Consider the following 20,794-nt stretch of genomic DNA (forward strand, 5'->3'; position numbering starts at 1 on the left):
CTCCTCTCTTAATCTTTTAAGGGTACCAAAAAAAAGAAAAAATTTCACGCCAAAACATGACATTTGTACCCTATTTATAAAGTGAAAGGAGGTGATACACATGGCAATTGAAACAATCGTAATGGATTTAACTTTACGTCTTGTCTTAAATAACGGATTAGATAAGAACGGCAAAACAGTTTTCAAGAGCAAACAATTTAAACGTGTTAAAACAAATGCGAGCTTAGATCAAGTACACAACGTAGCTCATGCTCTAGCTTCCTTACAAGCATCACCACTTCACGCTGTACAACTTGTAAGCACATCAGATCTTTCTAAACTATAAAGTAAAACTCGGATCAGTGGGGATTTTAATCATCCCCGCTGATTATTAGACCGCAATTTAACCGGCAGACCCAAATCCCATAAATAGCTTGATAAATACAAAGGAGGGAATAATAACATGCAAGTACTAGAGTTGATTTTCGCAAAAGAAGATGGAAAAACAGTCGTTTTTTCTATCGATACGCCCATCACACCAATCGATGCACAAGTCGTAAATCAAGTAATGGATACAATCCTCGCCTCATCTGTATTTTCATCCATTGATGAAAATACACGAAAAAAGGGAGCTCGCCTTGTAGAAAAAAATGTATCTGAAGTTCCAATTACTCTATAAAATGAAAAAGACGAATCTGCATCATTTTGCAGATTCGTCTTTTTTCTTCGGCATTTCAATCGGAATAAAAATCTTTGAGAAACCGACGCATACGTACTTATAATGTTCTTCACCTATATCAAACTCAGTCGTATATGTTGAGAAGAATATATAATCATTTCGCTTCGTATAATGATCAATTAATAACCCAACTTGTGGCTCAACATACTTTTTCGCTAACTTTTTACCGGCCGATGCCAAGTCGCCAAGGAGACCCTCTTCATTCTCTTTTTGAACTTCATCTAGCTTCTTACTCACATCATTACGCTTCATAAACTGCTTCGCTGCCCATTCTGTATATTCGCCCTTACTCGGATTACTGTTTGCTAAATATACTAGGAGAACGACAACTAAAGCCATAATAATATACTTTTTCTTCATACTATATCACCGCCTACTCTTTTCTATTTTCATATATATGTACAAGCGATGCAAATTAGAAAGACTATCACCTATTGATTGTAAACGAATAGCCAAAATTTACAATATGAAATAGAATATTAACGGTAAATTTACTTAATTTATATATAATTATATTCGGAATGAAAATTATAAGGGAGGATATAGAATTATGGATAATGAAAACAACATTTTTATTTCTAGTTCTACAATGATGCTTGAACCATGTAAACACCCTTATTACCGCACAAAAATTATCGACAGTAGCGGGAACCATCTTTACTCCTGTCAAACTGCTCTCCAACTTATACAGAAATCTTGTCTAACAAATATTCATTCTACTTATCAAGGGAGACGTAATGCCGTAAAAACAAAATTTAAATTCAAACAAAACGTTCCAATTCCGATCAATCATAGAGAATATATTTGTGCTTTCCCAACAGAATCTCCTGCTTCTCCAAATTGCATTTGGCTTTTCTTCAAACATGTTCATACAATAGAGTTTTTCAAAAAAGCTAAACAAGCTAAAATTCATTTTTCAAATGGAGCTACCGTAACGATACAAATTAGTCCCCATAAGTTAAGCCAGCAATTATGGAAAGCTGGATATGTATTATCCCAAATGAACATGCAAGATTCATCACCTTAATAACAAATGGAATGGAAGGTAGTATTTCCTTACCTTACCTTCCATTCTATTTTTATCCTTTTACACTATCTCGCATTTTCTCGAGTGCTTGCCGATACATCCATCTTACTTGATAATATGTCATTTCCGTCTCTAAAGCGATTTCTCCCATCGTCTTCCCTACAAAAAAACGTTCAAAAATAATATACTTCTCCTTCTCATCTAACACGCTCATAAAATCCTTCACTCTTATTTCAACATCCTCAAAATGAAAGATATCCTCATACTCACCTACACATACACATCTCTCCTGCACTGCGAACTCTTTCTTCAATCTCTCTAATATATAACCACGCACCGTTACAACTGCATATGCAGGGAAATACCCCTTCTTTTCATCAAATCTTTCATACGCATGCCAAAGACCGATTAAACCACATTGATAATACTCTTCATAATCTTTACGAATACCTAATTTCTTTATTTGATTTACAATCATCCCTTCATACAAAACAACTGCCTCTTTAAAAGTCGCTGGCTTCACACAGTACCCGTTTCTAAAAGGTATACCTTTCTAGTATTCCGCGGTACCTTCACAATATAAAAATAAAGAAAAGATTTCACTGTGAGTCATTTCAAATACTACCGACGGAATCTGAAATTACACTATGTAGAATTTGAAATTCTGTTGGTGGTATTTGAAGTAAGGGTAAAAATAAAAAAGGTGACTCTCTTGAAGAGTCACCTTTTTAAAATAATATGTTATGCACCAAAGCCGCTTACTAAACCTCTTACAACGCCTAATGCAATTGTTAGGATAAAGAAGATTACAATTAAAATCGTAGCTTGTTTCTTACTTAAACCAGCTACAATGTGTAAGCCTAGTCCTGTTAGAATGAGGCTCCAAATATTAAAAATTTCAATTGAAGAGGCAATTCCATGTGCTACTGTCCCTTGTTCAAATAAAGGAGCTAAACTTGTATAAACATCAGTGCCATTTCCATCAAAAATAAAGCCTAATCCTGCATTTAACAATCCGCCGATATAATAAACAAGATTAGCATATAAGTAAATCGATAATATTTTCATGTATGGTGTATCATTGCTCATAAACATCATAATAATTTTATAAAAACCTGCCGCAATAAAGAGACCTATAGGTGTTCCTAATAGACCAACAAGTGCGCCTCCACCAAGGGTAAATCCTTTTACCATTGCCCCTGCTTCACCATTTAATTCTTTTGCCAATTCTGGAGTACTAATTAATGTTAAGTAAGACACTGCTGTTGCTATAATCGTTCCTAATATAACAAATAAGACAAATGCCCCCCAAACCGGACTTTTCGTCTTCATTCTCTCAAACTGCTCACCTGGAGAAGTAATCATTCCTAATAATGATGGCTTCTTCGCACCTACATCTTGCGTATTAATATTTGCTTCCATTATAACGCCTCCTTCTATTTATATAACCCGTTCTAGTGGGCGGTTCACTTCCTCATATAGAGGCTACGAACCGCCCACTAGAACGGTAATGTGTAGTTCTACTACACTATTAATTACTCATAACGCAATGCTTCAATTGGATCTAATTTCGCAGCTTTATTTGCTGGAATTAATCCAAAAATAATACCGAGTGTCATCGAGAACAATACGCCTCCAACGACAACTTCCCATGAAACGAGTGGCGGCCATTTTGCGAATGTAGAAACGATATATGCTCCGCCATACCCAAGACCAATTCCGATTAAACCACCTAGAAGTGTTAACATAACGGCTTCAATTAAAAACTGTAATAAAATTTTACTACGCGTTGCTCCAAGCGCTTTACGTATCCCAATTTCGCGCGTACGCTCCGTTACAGATACAAGCATGATGTTCATAACACCGATACCACCAACGACTAATGAAATACCAGCGATACCACCGATGATCATTGTCATAATGTTAGTAACTTTAGAAACATTTTCTTGGAATTCTTTTAAATTAACCAGTTCATATTTACCCGGAATTTCACTTGGCTTACGGCTATTTAATACATCAACAGCTTGTTTCCCTGCTGCTTCTAAATCGTCTACATTTTTAGCTTGAATTGCGATACTTTGAATTTCATCTGTTCCGTATAAAACAGGCCATAACGTAAGAGGGATTAACGCTTCTTCCATTTCAAATCCCATAAATTCATTATCAGATGTATACACACCGACAATTTGCATCGGTTGTCCTTTCATCTCAATAATTTGTCCTACTGGATTTACACCCTTAAATAACGTCTCTTCTGTTTTTGTACTAATCATCACAACGTTATTTGCATGAGAAATATCTGATTCATTTAAAGTACGTCCCTTTACGACCTTTACTTTATTAACCGCAAAATATTCATTATCAAGACCAATAACATTCAAATTTGCTTTTTTATCATTTACATCAAGCACCTCTGTCGTCTGGTTTGTCGTAATAACATGTGAAACATCTTTCACTTGTTTTACTTCCAAAATATCCTCTTCCGTTAACTTCGGCATTTCAAATCCACCTATAGCAAACTCATCATTAATATCTGGTTTAAATTGAATTGGCATAAGGTTATTACCACCAGAACCTGCGAATTTCGACTTCAGCATCGCTTCTCCGCCTTGCCCAATTGCAACGACTGTAATAATCGAACCTACCCCGATAATAATACCGAGCATCGTAAGAGCTGAACGTAATTTATGAGCTAAAATAGAAGATAGGGCAATTTTTATACTATCTAGTAAACTCATACCGCACACCTTCTATCTTCTGTAACTTTCCCGTCTCGCAGTACAATGCGGCGGGAAGAATACGCTGCTACTTCCTCTTCATGCGTAACCATAACAATCGTCGTACCTTCTGCATTAAGCTTCGTGAAAATATCCATAACTTGCTCACCAGACTTCGTATCAAGTGCACCAGTCGGTTCATCAGCCATAATGAACGTTGGATTATTTGCAATCGCTCTTGCAATCGCTACACGCTGCTTCTGTCCACCTGATAACTCATTTGGTAAATGATGCACGCGATCTGCCAATCCAACTTTACCTAACGCCTCCAAAGCACGCTTGCGACGCTCCGCTTTCTTCACGCCACCATATACGAGCGGAAGCTCAACATTTTCCACTGCGGAAAGACGAGGTAGTAAATTAAAATGCTGGAATACAAAGCCAATATATTCATTACGAATTAAAGCAAGCTTTGACTCGTCTGCTGTTAAGATATTCACGTCATTCAGCATATATTCGCCTTCTGTTGGACGATCTAAACAACCGATAATATTCATAAGCGTTGATTTACCAGAACCAGACGGTCCCATAATCGAAACGAACTCACCGCTCTGAATCGTTAAACTAATACCGTGTAAAATCGGCACTGCCAACTTTCCTTGATAATACGTTTTAGCAATATGATTTAACGTAATCATTTCTCTTTCACTTCCATTCCGTCATACACATCGTCGGAAGGATTTTTAACCACCTTTTGCCCCACTGTTACGCCTTCTACAACCTCTGTCCAGTCCCCATCAGTAGAACCTTTTTTCACATTTTGTTTACGAAGCTTCCCTTTATCCTCGACATAAACAAATGCATCATCGCCTTTTGCTACAATGCTCTTACTTGGGACAGCAATCATCTTCTTATTCTCTAAGTTTACTTGCAATGAAACATGATAACCTGGAGATAAACCATCTTGACTATCAAGGCTAGCTTTATATGTATATTGGGACATATTTTGAGTTGCTTCACCCATGCCGCCAGCTTGCGCCATCTCTGCACTTGTTGGGAACTCACTTACCTCTGTAATCTTACCTGTCCACTTCTTCTTATTATTTGCTTTCGCAGTTACAGTGAATGTTTGATCCTTTTGAATTTGTGACTTCTGAAGCTCAGTTAACGTACCTTGAACTTGGAATGGATCTTTAGAAGCTACTTGTAAAAACGCTTTTCCTTGACCACCTAACGCTTGAGATGAACTTTGTGCCGCATCTTTATCTAACTTTTGAACAACACCAGCGAAATTGCTATAAATCGTAAGTTCTTTCTGCTTCTTACTTAACTCTTCTTTCTGCAACTTTCCTTTTTCTTTCTCAAGGTCAATTGTTTTTTGTCCTATCTCTAACTCGTTTACTTGCTCTTCCATCGGATCTGTTACTTCTTTCCCAGCTCCGTTATCTTTCGCCTTCTTAATTTCTTTCTTTAACGAATCAATCTTCTTTTTTCCTTGATCATAACGCATATCCGCCATCTTCTGATCAAGCTCAGCTTGCTTCATTTGAAGGTTAATCTCTTCATTATCATAAGAGAATAACTTCGTGCCTTTCTCTACCTCTTGCCCTTCTTTTACCTCAATATCTTTCACTTTTCCTTTGGCCGGATCTGCATAAAAACTTTCAATATTACCAGGCTTCACCTGACCAGAAATTAACTTCGTATTATTCAGCTTACGCTCTGTCACTTTCTCAAAACTTACAGCATCAGCATTTGTTGATGCACCCTTCTTCTTACCTTGCATAACAAAAATATTAATTGCCGCTACAATAACAATTAGTGCAATAACCCCAATAATAATCCATTTCTTCTTCTTGTTTGGAGTACGAACCGTATTTGGTAACATATTACCGCTCCTTTTTTATAACTTAATAATTTAATATAAGAATTGTATAAAACTTTCTGAAAACAAAATACATATTATTACAATCTTTTTACAAAGTTTTACACATCCATTTATATTGTAACAAAAATTCCAATGATTAGAAATATGACATTATATCTTTTAAGATAGATTTAAGGAAAGGAAAAAGAGCAATTTTAATTGAATAGAAGCCATTCTTTATTAACAAACTTCTTGCCAAAATGAATCATTAAAATCATTTTCCTAATTGCACCATCGCTATTTTGTCATATATATTTGACATTTCATCTATTCAATTATAAAATGTCACATATAAATGACATTTTGGTACACGAGGTCTACAACCATAAATGGGAGGGTTATATTTGAATAACGTTAAACAATATCGAAAATCTGAAGGGCTATCGCAGCTAGAGTTAGCTAAAAAAGTTAACGTGGCGAGACAGACAATAAATTTAATTGAAAATAATAAATATAACCCTTCTTTAGCCTTATGTATCGAATTAGCAAAAGCACTAAAAACAGATTTAAACAGTCTATTTTGGGAGGGAGATTAAATGATGAAAATTGAATGGAAAGAAAGAGTTTATAATAGTTTTGTTGGAACACTGAGTGAGAGAGATGAATATCAAAAACAAGAAATCAATAAAGAATTATCTGTAGCTGGAATTGGTTTATGGTGGCTAAATATGTTGGTAATGCTTATTATGTTACTTGTTGATACTATGAACCACACAATATCTATAGGAACAATATTCATTTTTCTATCTAATATGATTTATGCTAATTATTTAGTCTTTAAATTCAAGAAAAAAGGTTTAAGTGATACTGAATGTGCAACAAAAGAAGAATATTTACAACACAAGAAAAAATTAAGAAAAGCTGGCTTAAAAGCAGGTGTGCTTTGGGGCTTTCAAATGTTTGTTTTTATGAATTATATCCTTCCCTATGTAGGTTCAGAAGAAATCTCTATTTCTTTATTTGATGTTATGCTTTGGGGCTGCGCCGGCGGATTTTTCGGTACAACCATGTATCTATTTGGTTTATGGAATCTAAAAAAATTATATTAAGTAACAAAAGTCTTTTACATATTAAACTGCAATTTTACATACTGTTTGTTTTTTCTAATATAAAAGCTATCCAATCACAATTGGATAGCTTTTCAAACAAAATATTACGCCGCTTTAGGATCTTTTCTCTCATGTCCACGTTGAACAATAAATAAGAAGATTGTTGATAAAACCGCTCCTGTTAATAGTAAGATGAAACAACCATCCCAGCCAGAACTATCAACAATAACACCAATTGCTGCGTTAGCTACAAGACTTCCGCCTACATAACCAAATAGACCACACATACCAACTGTCGTACCTACTGCAAATTTCGGTACTAATTCCATCGCACTTAAACCGATTAAGAACTGTGGTACATAAATTAAACAACCGATAATAGAAACTGCAATACTTACAACAAGTACGCTAGTTGCTTGCCAATATATAAACGTACCAATAACAACTCCAACCATACTAATAATACATAATGGCATACGTTTTCCTTTAAATAATTTATCACTTAAAAAACCAACGATTAATGAACTTGGAATTGCCATACCTTCAAAGATTGCATATGCCGCATGCGCTTCTGCTTTTGAAAATCCTTTAACTGTCGTTAAATAAAGTGGAACCCAGTTAATAACACCGAAACGAATTAAATAAACAAAAGCATTCGCAATACATAAGAACCATACAAATTTATTTTTCACTACATACTTCATTAAAATTTCTTTTGGTGACATCTTGTTAGCATTATCTGCTTTTTCAAGATTTTCATAGTCATTACGATACTCATCAATTGGAGGAAGACCTTCAGATTCTGGTGTATCCTTCGCATTGATCCAAACAAGAACTGCAATTACCATTGCGATAATCGCAGGAAAAATAAACACGCCGCCTTGCCAATGATTTTCACCGAAAATACCTACACCAATTCCGACAAGTGGTGGCACAAGCATTCCACCAACGTTATGTGAAATATTCCAAAGACCTGTTTTCGTACCACGTTCTTTCTTCGAGAACCATTTCGTCATAACAATACTACAAGGTGGTGCTCCCATACCTTGTACAATACCGTTAACAACAAGTAATGTAACAATCATCCCAAATGATGATGCAAAGCCGAAACAAATATTTACAAGCCCTGATAAGAATAAACCGACTGCGATAAAGCGCTGGGCGAAAGCTTTATCTGATAAATTCCCCATAAAGAACTTACTAAATCCATAAACAATTGCCATTACTGAACCTAGTAGACCAATTTCAGCTGTGCTAAAACCATACTCTTGTACTAAATACGTACTTGATAACGTAAAGTTACTACGAACTAAATAATAAGCAGCATATCCAACTGAAATCCCGATTAACACACGAATACGTAGTAATCGATATACACGATCAATCATATCCGCTGGCAATCTTTCAATTGCAGGTGCTGGCTTGAGCCATTTAAACATATATTTTCGTCTCCTTTTCTCACTTCAGAGAGAGACGCTGTCTATTCCATATCTCGATTATTCCGCTATTTGATATATTTTGGTTTGTTCTTCTAACCGGCTGTCCTTCTATTTCTTTCTCATTCTTCGCAAACATCGTTGGTACGCCAAACGACACTTTTTCTAAAATATGCCCCGCTTCTTCTGATAAACAATAATCAATAAATAAATCCGCAATAATACCACTCGGTGCACGTTTTAGTTTCGAAATCGCATTAACAGATAACCCTGTTTGCTCAGGTTCGTTACTTAAAATCGGAAAGCCTTGTTTTTGAAGCATTCTCTGATCTCCCATAAAGTTGATGCCTATCATATATTCACCGCTCGCAACAAGTTCTGCTGGGATGTAACCATTCACTGTTACTTCTCCAACTTGTTCCGCCAGATTCTTCACATATCCCTTCGCTTCCTCTTCACCTAACATATCAATAAGTGATTGAAAAAACGTATATGCTGTACCTGAAACATTTGGATCGGGCATGACAATCTTTCCTTTATATACTGGATTCAATAAATCTTTCCATCTTAACGGATACGAGAGACCGAGCGGCGCTATTTCCTCGTTCCACCGCTCTTTATTAATCGCAATTGCCAGCTTCTCCACTTCATAACCGTACCAATAACCATCTTTATCTTTAACAGTTTTTGAAATACGATTTGCATGTTGGCTTATCACAGGAATAGAAAGATTTTTTTGCTTCATCATTTGATGCGCATCTACTGTACCGCCAATAATAATATCCGCCTTCGGATTTCCGGCTTCTTCTTCCACTCTACGAAGAAGTTCTTCTGTTGAAAGACGAATAAATTCATACGTACATCCGCGCGGCTTACAAAATGATGAAAGTAACGCTTCACCAACTTCCTCACGAGCCGCTACATACGCAACAATATGACGATCATCCAAAATAGGGAGACCATTTTTACTATATTTAATAGAGGTTGTATCTCGAGAGCAACTAGACATCGCTCCTCCAATTACTAGCAAAAAGAAGAAAAAGGCTATCTTTCTCATGACGCATTCTCCTTTACGAATAACTCTGCTAGAGAGCTTTTCATATACATGACATTTCCGTTATTATCACCGAGATATTGCACAACAAAGTACGATGGATACACAGAAATCGTAAGAATATCTTCACGATCATTCTTTACACGCTTACCTGTTTTATAAGCTGTAATATAAGCAATCGGTTCATTCTGCGATTGTAATAACTTCTGAATTTCTCCGTAATCTGTAATTTGCTTTGCGTATCGAATAGAATCAAGTATGTGCGTAAGATTGATAGTACGTACCACATCACCTTGACGTACTACGACATCCTTTGCTGAAGCAAAGAAATCACTAATACGCTCTGGCGTGTAATACAGGCTTAATAAATACGTTTGAAGTGCTGAAATCATCGGATCCATGCCATTCTTTCCGTATACATTTTCCCCATACTGGAACAAGTCACCTACTGCAAAAGTACGCTTATGTCCATTCAAGTACGTTACTTCTCCAGTAAATACTTGTTCTTGGCTCTTAACGTCCTCAGGCTCTATTCGAATTCGGTCAAAGAATGAAACAATCGTATGCAAACGAACTTCATCCGTTACAACAATTTCTCCCCACTTTTCATGTCTTACTTTCACTTCAATTGGAAGAGATTCATTCACCCTTTGTAAAACGGCTTGTTTATCATTTACAATGTTGATTCGATTATAGATTTGCTTCTCCATAACATAAAACAAAACAAGAGAAACAATCATACAAATGACAAACATAAGAATTTGAAATGATAGCCTTTTCATTTCTGCCTACCTCCAAGATAAAAAAACGTTGTTTCGAAAATACCGCATAATTGTTTCATAAATGTATCATTTAACCGCTTTCAAGTTTTTTATGTCTTCCATCCTTCTCGGAAGCAAAAATGTAATGAATATTGTAGTACCTATTTCTTCACTACTCTCAATCCGCATGCTTCCGCCCTGCTTATTCATAATCTCCTGACAAATATACAAACCATAACCATTCCCATAACTAGAAGGAAGTGCCTTTCCTTTCGGAGACTCATTCCACTCTGCAAGCACCTCTTCGTCTATACCGATCCCATCATCATGAACAAAAACCTTCGCCTCATGCTCATTTACAATTACATTCATACGAATATGCGAAGCATCACTATACTTAATTGCATTATCAAGCACATTTAAGAAAATTTGCTTCGTCTTATCAAAATCCGCAACAACATGTACATCTGTTAACTCATTTATCACTTCAATTTCAAACTGATTTAGACGAGGCTTCACAATTGAAACTGCTTCCTCTGCCAATTCCTTTATGTTCACAACTGTAGGAGACACTTCAAACGTACTCGTTCCATATTTCGAGGACTTAAGCAGCTCCTCTACAAGTGATAATAAACGCTCACTTTCCACAGCCACATAACGGAGACTTTCCTGTACATCTTCTTTCGATTGTAACTTCGGAATTAAATCAACATAACCGATAATTGCCGTTAGCGGTGTTTTTAACTCATGCGTAATGCGGTCTAGGAAATCTTTCTGCTTCTCTTTCTCCTCCTGCAATTGCTTAATATGCAGCTCAATTCCATCAGCCATCGCATTAAAAGATGCTGAAAGCTGAGCGATTTCCACGTACTCATTTAACTCAATCTTACTCTTATAATCACCATTCGCGAGCCTCTGTGCCATTTGTCTCAACTGATCAATTGGTTTATGAAGAGACTTCGCCAAACGAATCGCAAAGAAAATACCGGTAGCTACTAAACAAAGAGACGTCATTAAGAAAGTCCAGCTCACATTTGTTAAAACTTCCTTCTCACCCGTTAACTCATTTATAAAACGAATACTTCCAATGACATCGTTTCCATAATAAACCGGGCTTGAAAACAAAAGAATGGGAGCGGGATCCGCCTCCTCAAAAACATAAGACTTCTTCCCCTTCAAGGAACTCTCAATGTCGATGTTACGGTGAAGCAATGCTCCCTTTTGTGTATCTGCAACAACATCGCCATTCTTCCCGATCATCTGCACACGGACATCCATACGCTTCGCTAAATACGACGCAATTAAAAGTGAATTCGGACCAAGCGTATCCACTTCTGCTTCCTTCTCTAAATAATTCATCGTATAAATTTGCGCTTCTACACTTAACTTTTCTAAAGAATCTGCTGCGTTATGATACATATTCTTTTCTAACGTAATATAAACAACTGCATATAAAAGAACAAAAATCGGAATTAACAGCCCAACTATTCCGAACACCATATTTCGCTTTAAAGACATACCATCACCACTTAACAATCCAGTTTATAGCCAACGCCATAAATTGTCTTAATATATTCTCCACTCGTCCCAAGCTTCTTGCGAAGTCTCTGCACCATAATATCAACTGCTCTCGTATTTCCGATATACTCAAATCCCCATACTTTCTCAAGCAACTCATCCCTCATAAACACACGCTGCGGATTTGAAACAAATAACTGACATAAATTAAACTCTCGGTACGTTAACTGAATCTCTTGTCCACTCACATGTACCTTTCTTTCCTTAGGACAAATCACGATCTCTCCAGCCTCAATTACTTCATGACTTACAGCCGCATCCGTCTTCTTTACACGCCGCGCCATATTCTTAACCCGAAGAATAAGCTCCGCATAATTAAATGGCTTCGTCACATAATCATCAGCACCAAGCTGCAATCCAAGCAACTTATCATTCATCTGACTTTTTGCCGTTAACATAAGCACCGGAATATCCCTATCCCTCTCACGGAACAAACGAAGCAACTCATACCCATCCGTATCCGGAAGCATAACATCCAAAATCAATACATCCGGCCCTTCATTCCATTTCTCTAAAGCTTCTCTCCCATCAGCCGCTGCCAACACTTCATAACCTTCCATCTCCAACTGCATCCGAATCAAATTACGAATACTCGATTCATCATCAACCACAAGTATTTTCATCATTCTCCTCCTTCCACCACGTATTATAGTACAGTTTAGTATAGCAAAAATCCTATAAAAAAAGAGAGGGTATTGTCGAACATATTTTGTCGACGATACCCTCTCCCCTTTTATTATTTAGCTACAAAATAATCCGTTACATATTGTGCCCAAACTTCATGACCTTTAGCAGTTGGGAAACCAAATTCTTCTTTTAAATATGGTAGGATAGCCTTTGTCGATGCATCCGGCCATGCTCCCCAATGATCAATATATGTATAATTATTTTGAGTTGCAAATTGTTTTAATGCTTCAATTGCTTTCGGATAATTCTTAGCACCATACACTGGATTTGATGGTTGAATCATAATTGTAGCACCCTTCGCACTAGTAGAAAGTGCTTGAACGAACTTCTGTGTATTTGCGACAGAGTTCCCATTACCAGTTTTACCGTTATCAGTAATAAATGGTGGCTCAAATAAAATTACATCTGGATTCTCTTTCGCAATCTCTTTATCACGCTTATTCGCAATTAACTCTTCTGTGCTTTCACCCTTATATTCCTTTACAGTCACATTCCATAAACCTTTACCGTAAGCCGTTTCTAAATTAGACGTTAACTTAGCTGCCCAAGCACCTTTTTCAGATGAAGAACCTTCATCCCCAACAATAACAAGATTTACTGCCTTTTTATCCTCAGCAGCTTTCTTCAACTTCTCTTTCACTGCATCTGGCAAATTCTTCGCATATGCTTCATTAAAAGATAACTTCGTATCTTGTTTCTTCTCTTCCTTTTTCTCTTCTTTTTTCTCTTCTTTCTTTGCTCCGCTATCTTTCACTTCAGCCTTTATTTTCGTTACTTCACTCGTTTGTCCTGTTGCATTCGCAATCTTCTTATTCCAGTACAATTTACCGCTCACAATCGAAGCAGCAAACAATACAAAAATAACAAGAACAAGTACTGCTTTCTTATTCATCGATTCACCTCATCTATTAATCTCACAATATATAATACTAATATAAATTCATGCAAAAATAAACCCAACTCCTTCCAAAGGAGCTGGGTTATTACATATTACTTAGTTAATTCAAGATGTGCTCTTAACTTATTCGTTATATCTTGTTTTGCTGCCTCTGGAACATAGTAGTACCAAATACCATCAGCGGCTTTGTGGCCGTCGCCTGGAATTTGAATTTCCTCACTGTTCTCCATACAATCTTTATAATTCTTTTGAATATCAAACATTTGATCTTGCGTTAAACTTGTTTTTACGTTTTTCTCAATTGCTTTTAATACATCACCGTAGCTTGCTAGAGAAGATACACTTGCACCCTTCTTAATTACAGCTTGAATAACTTGACGTTGGCGCATTTGACGACCGAAGTCACCACGTGGATCTTCATAACGCATACGAGTATACTTTAATGCTGTTTCACCATTTAAATGGATGTTACCTTTAGCAAAATGTTGCTCCCTTGATGTAAACTCCAAATCATTATTTACATCAACACCACCAACAGCGTCTACAATATCTTTGAATCCAGCCATGTTTACCTCGATGTAATGATCGACTGGTACGTTAAGAAAATTCTCTACTGTTTTTACAGCCATATCAATACCACCAAAAGCATATGCATGGTTGATTTTATCCTTTTTCCCTTTCCCTACAATCTCCGTATAAGAATCTCGTGGGATACTTGTAATTTTCATAGATTTTGTTTTTTGGTTTAAGGTAAATAGCATAAGTGAATCGGATCTACCTGTTCCATTACCTTCTTGATCTACACCCATCAATAAAATAGATATAGGTTTATTATCCGCAATTTCTACTTTCTTATCCCGTTTATCAGACTTATCACGATCCAAAGGCTTATGCACTGTATTTAACGTATTAGATACATTAGAGTAAACAGTATACGCATATACACCACCAGCAATAACAAGAACACCAATGATACCTAGAATCCAAAATAGAATCTTTTTCTTCATCGTTTTTCCTTCTTTCAAATAACAAATTCAACAACCTTATTCTTACTATTATTCCACATAAAACTATACAGATTTACAAATCATTTGTAAACTACTGATTCTTCCACTATCTTATAGCTTCTTGAGAAAATCTTTTAAAGCTTCCTTCCAATTTTGAAGCGATTCAAATCCATTTTCTTCAATCATCCCTTTATCCAGCACTGAGTATTTAGGGCGTGCGGCAGGCCTTGGAAAGTCTTCGGTCTTTAGTGGATTGACCACTATTTCAATATTAGATTGCTTGAATATCTCTTTTGCAAACTCATACCAAGAGCACACCCCTGAATTAGAACCATGATATACTCCATATTTATCAGTTTGTACAAGACTAATAATAAATCTTGCTAAATCAGTGGTATAAGTTGGTGAACCCACTTGATCATGAACAATCCCTAATTCTTTATTCTCCTCTGCCAAACGTAGCATCGTCTTCACAAAATTATTACCATATAAACCAAATACCCAAGACGTTCTAACAATATAACTTTTTGAACAATACTCTTGTGTATACTGTTCTCCAACTAATTTTGATTTACCATATACAGTCTGAGGATTCGTTTGATCATCCACTTTATATGGAGTATCTTTTGTTCCATCAAAAACGTAATCAGTACTTACATAACAAAACTTTGCCCCTACTGCTTCAGCAGCTTGAGCTAAGTATTTTGTTCCTTCAGCATTGACTTTAAAAGCAGCTTCTTCATCGCTTTCCGCTTGATCTACTTGTGTATATGCTGCCGTATGAATAATAATATCGGGCTGAATTAATAATACTTTCTCGCTTACTTGTTTTTCATCTGTAATATTTAACTCTTCTCTGCCGAATCCAAAGACTTCCCATGTTTGTTCTTTTAATAAACTTACTACATCTTTTCCTAACTGACCTTTAGCTCCTGTTACTAATACCTTCATGTTTTATACCTCTAATCTATTAGCATATTGATTCTTGAAGTATTCTTGGTATTCTCCAGAAATAATATTTTTCCACCAATCTTGATTTTCTAAATACCATTTAATAGTTTGCTCAATACCTGTGTCAAAATTATACTTTGGTGACCAACCTAATTCTTCACGGAGTTTTGTCGCATCAATTGCGTAACGACGATCATGACCTGGACGATCTGTAACATACTTAATTAGAGACTCTGGTTTACCCAATGCTTTTAAGATTGTTTTTACGATTTCAATATTTGTACGTTCGTTATTTCCACCAACATTGTACACTTCACCATTTTTACCTTTATGAAGTACTAAATCAATTGCCTGACAATGATCCTCAACATGTAACCAATCACGTACATTTAAACCATCACCATATACAGGTAATTGTTTATCATTTAGTGCATTAATAATCATTAAAGGAATTAACTTCTCTGGGAAATGGAATGGTCCGTAATTATTTGAACAACGTGTAATATTTACTGGTAAACCAAACGTTTCATGATAAGCACGAACTAATAGATCTGCACCAGCTTTACTTGAACTATACGGGCTATTTGATGCCAAAGGTGTTTCTTCCGTAAAGTAACCAGTTTCGCCTAAAGTTCCATATACCTCATCTGTTGAAACTTGCAAGTATTTTTTTACTTCCGCATTTTTAGCAGCATCTAGTAATACTTGTGTACCTTGAATATTCGTTTGAATAAAGATATCAGGATTTGTAATACTTCTATCAACATGTGACTCTGCTGCAAAATTTAACACATAATCAAACTTTTCTTCTTTAAATAATTGGTTAATAAACTGACGATCTGCTATATCACCTTTGACAAATTTATAATTAGATAATTTCTCAATATCCTTTAGATTTTCTAAATTACCTGCATATGTTAACGAATCTAAATTTACAATATTATATTCTGGGTACTTCTTCACCATATATCGAACAAAGTTACTTCCAATAAACCCTGCGCCACCTGTTACTAATACTTTCATGTTATTCCTCCTTATTTCTCGTACACAAAATTAATATTTGCTTCTTCTAATAATGGATGTTTAGTATCCTTTTCCGAAAGGATTGGTTCACTCACCGGCCAATCGATTCCTAAGGCTGGATCATTCCATAGAATACCAGCATCATGATTAGGAGAATAGTATTCATCTACTTTGTAAGCCACTGTCGAATTTGGCACTAATGTACAAAATCCATGTGCAAATCCTTTCGGCACGACTAATTGGCGTTTATTATGTTCACTTAAAATAACACCAACCCATTGGCCATATGTAGGTGAACCTTTCCGAATATCAACAGCTACATCATAAATAGCACCTGTGATACAGCGTACTATCTTTGTCTGTGCTTTAGGATTTAACTGAAAATGTAATCCACGTAATGTTCCGGCTGGTACAGATAAAGATTGATTATCCTGAATAAATTCGTAATCTAAACCAAGCTTATCAAAAACCTCTTTATTATAACTTTCCATAAAATATCCGCGATGATCGCCAAATACCCTAGGCTCTAAAATAACTACATCAGGAATTTTAGTTTCAACAATCTTCATTATAAGTACTCCTTTATTGATAAATTGGTTGTTTTTGTTTACTTTGTTCTGCCAATCGAATCAAGTATTGACCGTATTGATTTTTTTTCATAGGCTCTGCTAATTCAAATAGTTGCTCACGGGTAATATATCCTTTTCTAAATGCTATTTCCTCTAAACAAGCTACCTTTAAACTTTGACGTTTTTCAATTGTTTCAATAAATTGAGATGCTTCTAATAATGACTCGTGCGTGCCAGAGTCTAACCAAGAAAAGCCTCGGCCAAGAATTTCAACGTGTAACTCTTGTAATTGTAAATAAACCTTATTTATATCAGTAATTTCCAATTCTCCACGAGGTGATGGTTTAATATTCTTCGCAATCTCTATAACACGATTATCATAGAAATATAAACCTGTTACAGCATAATGTGACTTTGGCTCTTGAGGCTTCTCTTCAATAGAAATAGCCTTCCCACCTTCATCAAACTCTACAACTCCAAAACGTTCTGGATCATTTACATAATATCCAAAGACAGTTGCCCCTTCTTGGCGTTCTACGGCGTTTTGTAATAGTTTCGTTAAACCGTGTCCATAGAATAAATTATCACCAAGAACAAGGGCTACAGAATCATCGCCAATAAACTCTTCTCCGATAATAAATGCCTGAGCTAAACCGTCGGGTGAAGGTTGCACAGCATATTCAAGCTTTATCCCAAACTGCGAACCATCTCCCAATAACTCTTTAAAACGAGGTGTATCCTGTGGTGTAGAGATGATTAAAATTTCTTGAATACCAGCAAGCATTAATACTGATAATGGATAGTAAATCATTGGCTTATCATATACAGGTAATAATTGTTTTGATACTGCTTGTGTTAGTGGATATAAACGTGTTCCACTACCTCCAGCTAGAATAATACCTTTCATAAATTGCTCGCGCTCCTTTTTATATCATAGAAATAGGGAATAAATCTGCCCAGATTCATCCCCTTTCTAATTTATGACTTTAAAAATAAAGATTCATAATCTGTTACAATTTTTTCCCATGAGTATTCATGGATGATTCTATCTTTTGCCTTATTACTTAATTCATTAATTTGCTCTTGTGAATATCGCTCAACGTCATGAATTAAGTTAGCCAAGGATCCACCCTCTTTAGAGAAGTAAACAGCTCCTGCTTCCCCAACCTCTTTATTAAACACCACATCTAAAAGCATATTTAATTTTGTAGACGCCAATGCTTCCAATAATGATGGATTCGTTCCACCTACTTCATGCCCATGGAAATATGCAAACGCATTTTCACGAACTTTCTTTAATAGTTCTTGATCATATACAGTTCCAACAAACTTAACACGAGGATCCTTATCAAAATTCGTCGTTGCTAATAAATCCTGATAAAATTGATTTTGTTCAACATTAGAGATAATAACAAAGTCTTTTTTAGAATCTGATTTCATGAATTCACGGACCATTAACTCATAATTGTTCTCTGGAACGAAACGACCAACTACTAAGTAATATTCATTGGCGCTTATATCATGTTTCTTATACCATTCATTTAGTTTTACATCCTCGTCTTTTAGAGATGACGATGTAACATCCGCGCCATAAGCAATAAATGTCGTCTTAGGGTTATACTTTTTATAATCTGTTTTAATATATGACTCAATTCCTTTAGAATCACATACTAACAAATCTGCATTTTTAACCATTAACTTCTCAGATATTTTCCAATATGTTCTGATAGCAGGGCTCCATTTACTTCTTTTCCACTCATGCCCATCTGGATTTACAAATACTTTTACACCCATTTTTTCTAGCTTATTTTTATAGAAGGAAAAGAATGGACCAATACGACAAGCAAGCACGTAAACAATGCAATTTGTAAGGCTATTTCTTTTAATATAACGGATACACTCTTTTAAACTTAAAATATCGTATGCTACTGCTTTAGCACTACCAATTTCAGGTGTTTTGACATTAAAACATCTTGCATTATTATGCTTAAACTCATCATTATCATGAGCTAGACAAGATACGTGATATTGAATATCTTCACTTTGTTTTCGAGCTGTTAAGTATTCTACAAATGTTTCGAATCCACCATATTTTGCGGGAATTCCTTTAGATCCGATTATAAATACATGTTTCATTATCAAATTACTTCCTTATCTTCTTATTATTAATAGCTTGTTCATATATGCTAATCAATTCTCCATAATACCATTCAGGTTTAAAGTCATTTTTAGCCTGATAGCTATTTCGTTCCATTTGAGCATACTCATCTTCTGTTAAATTGATTAATCTATCTATTTTATTTGCAAGCTCTTTTTCATCCGCTCTTTCAAATAGAAATCCATTCTCTCCTTCTTTTATCAATTCTGTTATCCCCCCCACTTTAGATCCGATTACAGGGGTTCCCACACTTAAAGATTCAATAATCGTTAAACCAAAAACTTCATGCCATATCGAAGGAATTATGGTAGCTTTCGCCTTCTTAATTTCTGCTACTAAATCATTTCCAGATTTAAATCCTAAAAATTCAACGTTTCGAATATTCTCTTGTTCAACTCTAGCTTTTAATCTCTCTTCCTCTGGGCCCGTTCCTATTAACTTCAAAGTTACTCTTTCACCTAATAATCTTTGAGCATCTAGCAAAGTATCTATGCCTTTTTCTTTAGAAAGTCTACCATAATAGAGTATAAATTTTTCTTTTTTCTCATTCATTTCAATTTCAAGAAAATTATTTGTTAAAAAATTTGGAAGGTGCACTAGCTTTGTATCCGGTATCCTATTTTCAGCTAATTGATTATACATAAATTTACTTGGACATATTACAAAATCAGCTACATCATATGATTTTAACCATTTATGCCAATATGCTTCCATAGTTAATAAAAGACTATATATTGTTGAATCTTTATGACAACGATTTTTAAAACAATTCACAAAATTACCTTGTATACATTTCGTACATACTTCATCATTATTAAAAAGCTTATAATTTGGACAAACTAATTTATAATCATGTGAAGTAAAAACTGTTGGTATGTTATATTTTTTTAATGCTTGAAAAATAGAAGGTGTCAGTTGATGATATATTAAGTTAACATGGGCAATATCTGGTTTAGTACAAGCAATTAACTTGCATAACTTCTTATACGCTTCATTAGAATGTATTAATTTCAAAGCTCCCTGCATTTTCGCTAAAATGCCACTATCCTCTTGATAATTAACATTTTTTACAAAGTGATCTTCAAACTCACTTTGTTGATTTTTTTCATCTTGCATACTAAAAACAATAACTTCATGTCCATTATCTTCTAGCATTTTTTTTAAACCAAAAAAATACGTCTCACTACCACCCTTTACATAGTAATATTTATTAATTAATAGTATTTTCATATAC

At 35.4% G+C, this 20,794-nt stretch carries 24 protein-coding genes; 5 read left to right on the plus strand and 19 right to left on the minus strand.

Annotated elements, in window-relative coordinates; translation table 11 throughout:
• The first annotated feature begins 100 nt into the window (after positions 1 to 100).
• Together ACTL4X_RS26345 and ACTL4X_RS26350 are read left to right on the plus strand one after the other, a co-directional pair.
• A complete protein-coding gene (locus ACTL4X_RS26345; RefSeq protein WP_000963861.1) occupies positions 101 to 325 on the plus strand; it encodes a DUF1659 domain-containing protein in 225 nt (74 codons plus the stop codon).
• A 117-nt stretch (positions 326 to 442) separates the two neighbouring features.
• Positions 443 to 658, plus strand: a complete 216-nt coding sequence (locus ACTL4X_RS26350; RefSeq protein WP_001197593.1) for a DUF2922 domain-containing protein — start codon at positions 443 to 445, stop codon at positions 656 to 658.
• A gap of 21 nt (positions 659 to 679) precedes the next feature.
• On the opposite strand, the gene ACTL4X_RS26355 is transcribed toward ACTL4X_RS26350, so the two are convergent.
• A complete protein-coding gene (locus ACTL4X_RS26355) occupies positions 680 to 1,078 on the minus strand; it encodes a DUF4359 domain-containing protein (protein WP_000731405.1) in 399 nt (132 codons plus the stop codon).
• A gap of 190 nt (positions 1,079 to 1,268) precedes the next feature.
• On the opposite strand from ACTL4X_RS26355, the gene ACTL4X_RS26360 reads away from it, so the two are divergent.
• On the plus strand, positions 1,269 to 1,745 hold the full coding sequence (locus ACTL4X_RS26360) for a competence protein ComK (protein WP_000368309.1): 477 nt from the start codon (positions 1,269 to 1,271) through the stop codon (positions 1,743 to 1,745).
• 52 nt (positions 1,746 to 1,797) lie between these two features.
• Here the strand turns inward: ACTL4X_RS26360 and ACTL4X_RS26365 are convergent, their stop codons facing one another.
• From ACTL4X_RS26365 to ACTL4X_RS26385, 5 genes are all read right to left on the minus strand, one after another.
• Positions 1,798 to 2,268 (minus strand): sigma-70 family RNA polymerase sigma factor, encoded by a 471-nt coding sequence (locus ACTL4X_RS26365; RefSeq protein WP_002025078.1) that lies wholly within the window; start codon positions 2,266 to 2,268, stop codon positions 1,798 to 1,800.
• A 218-nt stretch (positions 2,269 to 2,486) separates the two neighbouring features.
• Positions 2,487 to 3,167 carry a Yip1 family protein gene (locus ACTL4X_RS26370; protein ID WP_000387924.1) on the minus strand — a complete coding sequence of 227 codons (681 nt, stop codon included), beginning with the start codon at positions 3,165 to 3,167 and terminating at the stop codon, positions 2,487 to 2,489.
• Positions 3,168 to 3,280: 113 nt separating this feature from the next.
• Positions 3,281 to 4,483, minus strand: coding sequence for an ABC transporter permease (locus ACTL4X_RS26375; RefSeq protein WP_000054365.1), 1,203 nt, complete (start codon positions 4,481 to 4,483; stop codon positions 3,281 to 3,283).
• Positions 4,480 to 5,160, minus strand: coding sequence for an ABC transporter ATP-binding protein (locus ACTL4X_RS26380; RefSeq protein ID WP_000631603.1), 681 nt, complete (start codon positions 5,158 to 5,160; stop codon positions 4,480 to 4,482). Before ACTL4X_RS26380 ends, ACTL4X_RS26375 begins: the two co-directional genes overlap by 4 nt.
• Positions 5,157 to 6,350 (minus strand): efflux RND transporter periplasmic adaptor subunit, encoded by a 1,194-nt coding sequence (locus ACTL4X_RS26385; protein WP_063538122.1) that lies wholly within the window; start codon positions 6,348 to 6,350, stop codon positions 5,157 to 5,159. Before ACTL4X_RS26385 ends, ACTL4X_RS26380 begins: the two co-directional genes overlap by 4 nt.
• 383 nt (positions 6,351 to 6,733) lie before the next feature.
• On the opposite strand from ACTL4X_RS26385, the gene ACTL4X_RS26390 reads away from it, so the two are divergent.
• Entirely contained in the window at positions 6,734 to 6,925 is a 192-nt protein-coding gene (locus ACTL4X_RS26390; RefSeq protein WP_001067016.1) for a helix-turn-helix transcriptional regulator, read from the plus strand.
• Entirely contained in the window at positions 6,926 to 7,438 is a 513-nt protein-coding gene (locus tag ACTL4X_RS26395; RefSeq protein ID WP_000975596.1) for a DUF3278 domain-containing protein, read from the plus strand. It abuts the gene before it with no gap.
• A gap of 104 nt (positions 7,439 to 7,542) precedes the next feature.
• Here ACTL4X_RS26395 and ACTL4X_RS26400 read toward each other — a convergent pair whose 3' ends face one another.
• The 13 genes from ACTL4X_RS26400 to ACTL4X_RS26460 all read right to left on the minus strand — a co-directional run bounded on the left by ACTL4X_RS26400 (position 7,543) and on the right by ACTL4X_RS26460 (position 20,790).
• Positions 7,543 to 8,877 (minus strand): MFS transporter, encoded by a 1,335-nt coding sequence (locus ACTL4X_RS26400; protein WP_000477601.1) that lies wholly within the window; start codon positions 8,875 to 8,877, stop codon positions 7,543 to 7,545.
• A gap of 19 nt (positions 8,878 to 8,896) precedes the next feature.
• Positions 8,897 to 9,931: an ABC transporter substrate-binding protein gene (locus tag ACTL4X_RS26405; RefSeq protein ID WP_048655547.1), complete on the minus strand. Its 1,035-nt coding sequence runs from the start codon at positions 9,929 to 9,931 to the stop codon at positions 8,897 to 8,899.
• Positions 9,928 to 10,710, minus strand: a complete 783-nt coding sequence (locus ACTL4X_RS26410; RefSeq protein ID WP_075676741.1) for a DUF3919 family protein — start codon at positions 10,708 to 10,710, stop codon at positions 9,928 to 9,930. Before ACTL4X_RS26410 ends, ACTL4X_RS26405 begins: the two co-directional genes overlap by 4 nt.
• A gap of 66 nt (positions 10,711 to 10,776) precedes the next feature.
• A complete protein-coding gene (locus ACTL4X_RS26415) occupies positions 10,777 to 12,207 on the minus strand; it encodes a HAMP domain-containing sensor histidine kinase (RefSeq protein ID WP_000054021.1) in 1,431 nt (476 codons plus the stop codon).
• An 11-nt stretch (positions 12,208 to 12,218) separates the two neighbouring features.
• On the minus strand, positions 12,219 to 12,890 hold the full coding sequence (locus ACTL4X_RS26420; protein ID WP_000699546.1) for a response regulator transcription factor: 672 nt from the start codon (positions 12,888 to 12,890) through the stop codon (positions 12,219 to 12,221).
• Positions 12,891 to 13,003: 113 nt separating this feature from the next.
• A complete protein-coding gene (locus ACTL4X_RS26425; RefSeq protein ID WP_071740939.1) occupies positions 13,004 to 13,846 on the minus strand; it encodes an SGNH/GDSL hydrolase family protein in 843 nt (280 codons plus the stop codon).
• 98 nt (positions 13,847 to 13,944) lie between these two features.
• Positions 13,945 to 14,859 carry a polyisoprenyl-teichoic acid--peptidoglycan teichoic acid transferase TagU gene (gene tagU / locus ACTL4X_RS26430; RefSeq protein WP_000727065.1) on the minus strand — a complete coding sequence of 305 codons (915 nt, stop codon included), beginning with the start codon at positions 14,857 to 14,859 and terminating at the stop codon, positions 13,945 to 13,947.
• A gap of 111 nt (positions 14,860 to 14,970) precedes the next feature.
• On the minus strand, positions 14,971 to 15,810 hold the full coding sequence (gene rfbD, locus ACTL4X_RS26435) for a dTDP-4-dehydrorhamnose reductase (RefSeq protein ID WP_318788155.1): 840 nt from the start codon (positions 15,808 to 15,810) through the stop codon (positions 14,971 to 14,973).
• A gap of 3 nt (positions 15,811 to 15,813) precedes the next feature.
• Positions 15,814 to 16,833: a dTDP-glucose 4,6-dehydratase gene (gene rfbB, locus ACTL4X_RS26440; protein WP_044306716.1), complete on the minus strand. Its 1,020-nt coding sequence runs from the start codon at positions 16,831 to 16,833 to the stop codon at positions 15,814 to 15,816.
• 11 nt (positions 16,834 to 16,844) lie between these two features.
• The gene (gene rfbC / locus ACTL4X_RS26445) at positions 16,845 to 17,402 is read right to left on the minus strand and encodes a dTDP-4-dehydrorhamnose 3,5-epimerase (RefSeq protein WP_044306717.1); all 558 of its coding nucleotides are present in this window, start codon (positions 17,400 to 17,402) and stop codon (positions 16,845 to 16,847) included.
• A gap of 13 nt (positions 17,403 to 17,415) precedes the next feature.
• Entirely contained in the window at positions 17,416 to 18,309 is an 894-nt protein-coding gene (gene rfbA / locus ACTL4X_RS26450; protein ID WP_044306718.1) for a glucose-1-phosphate thymidylyltransferase RfbA, read from the minus strand.
• A gap of 71 nt (positions 18,310 to 18,380) precedes the next feature.
• Positions 18,381 to 19,538 carry a beta 1-4 rhamnosyltransferase Cps2T gene (gene cps2T, locus ACTL4X_RS26455; RefSeq protein ID WP_044306719.1) on the minus strand — a complete coding sequence of 386 codons (1,158 nt, stop codon included), beginning with the start codon at positions 19,536 to 19,538 and terminating at the stop codon, positions 18,381 to 18,383.
• A gap of 7 nt (positions 19,539 to 19,545) precedes the next feature.
• On the minus strand, positions 19,546 to 20,790 hold the full coding sequence (locus ACTL4X_RS26460; protein ID WP_071740941.1) for a glycosyltransferase family 4 protein: 1,245 nt from the start codon (positions 20,788 to 20,790) through the stop codon (positions 19,546 to 19,548).
• Between the last annotated feature and the right edge of the window lie 4 nt (positions 20,791 to 20,794).

The sequence above is a fragment of the Bacillus sp. RE35 genome (assembly GCF_052146655.1).
Lineage (GTDB): Bacteria > Bacillota > Bacilli > Bacillales > Bacillaceae_G > Bacillus_A > Bacillus_A cereus.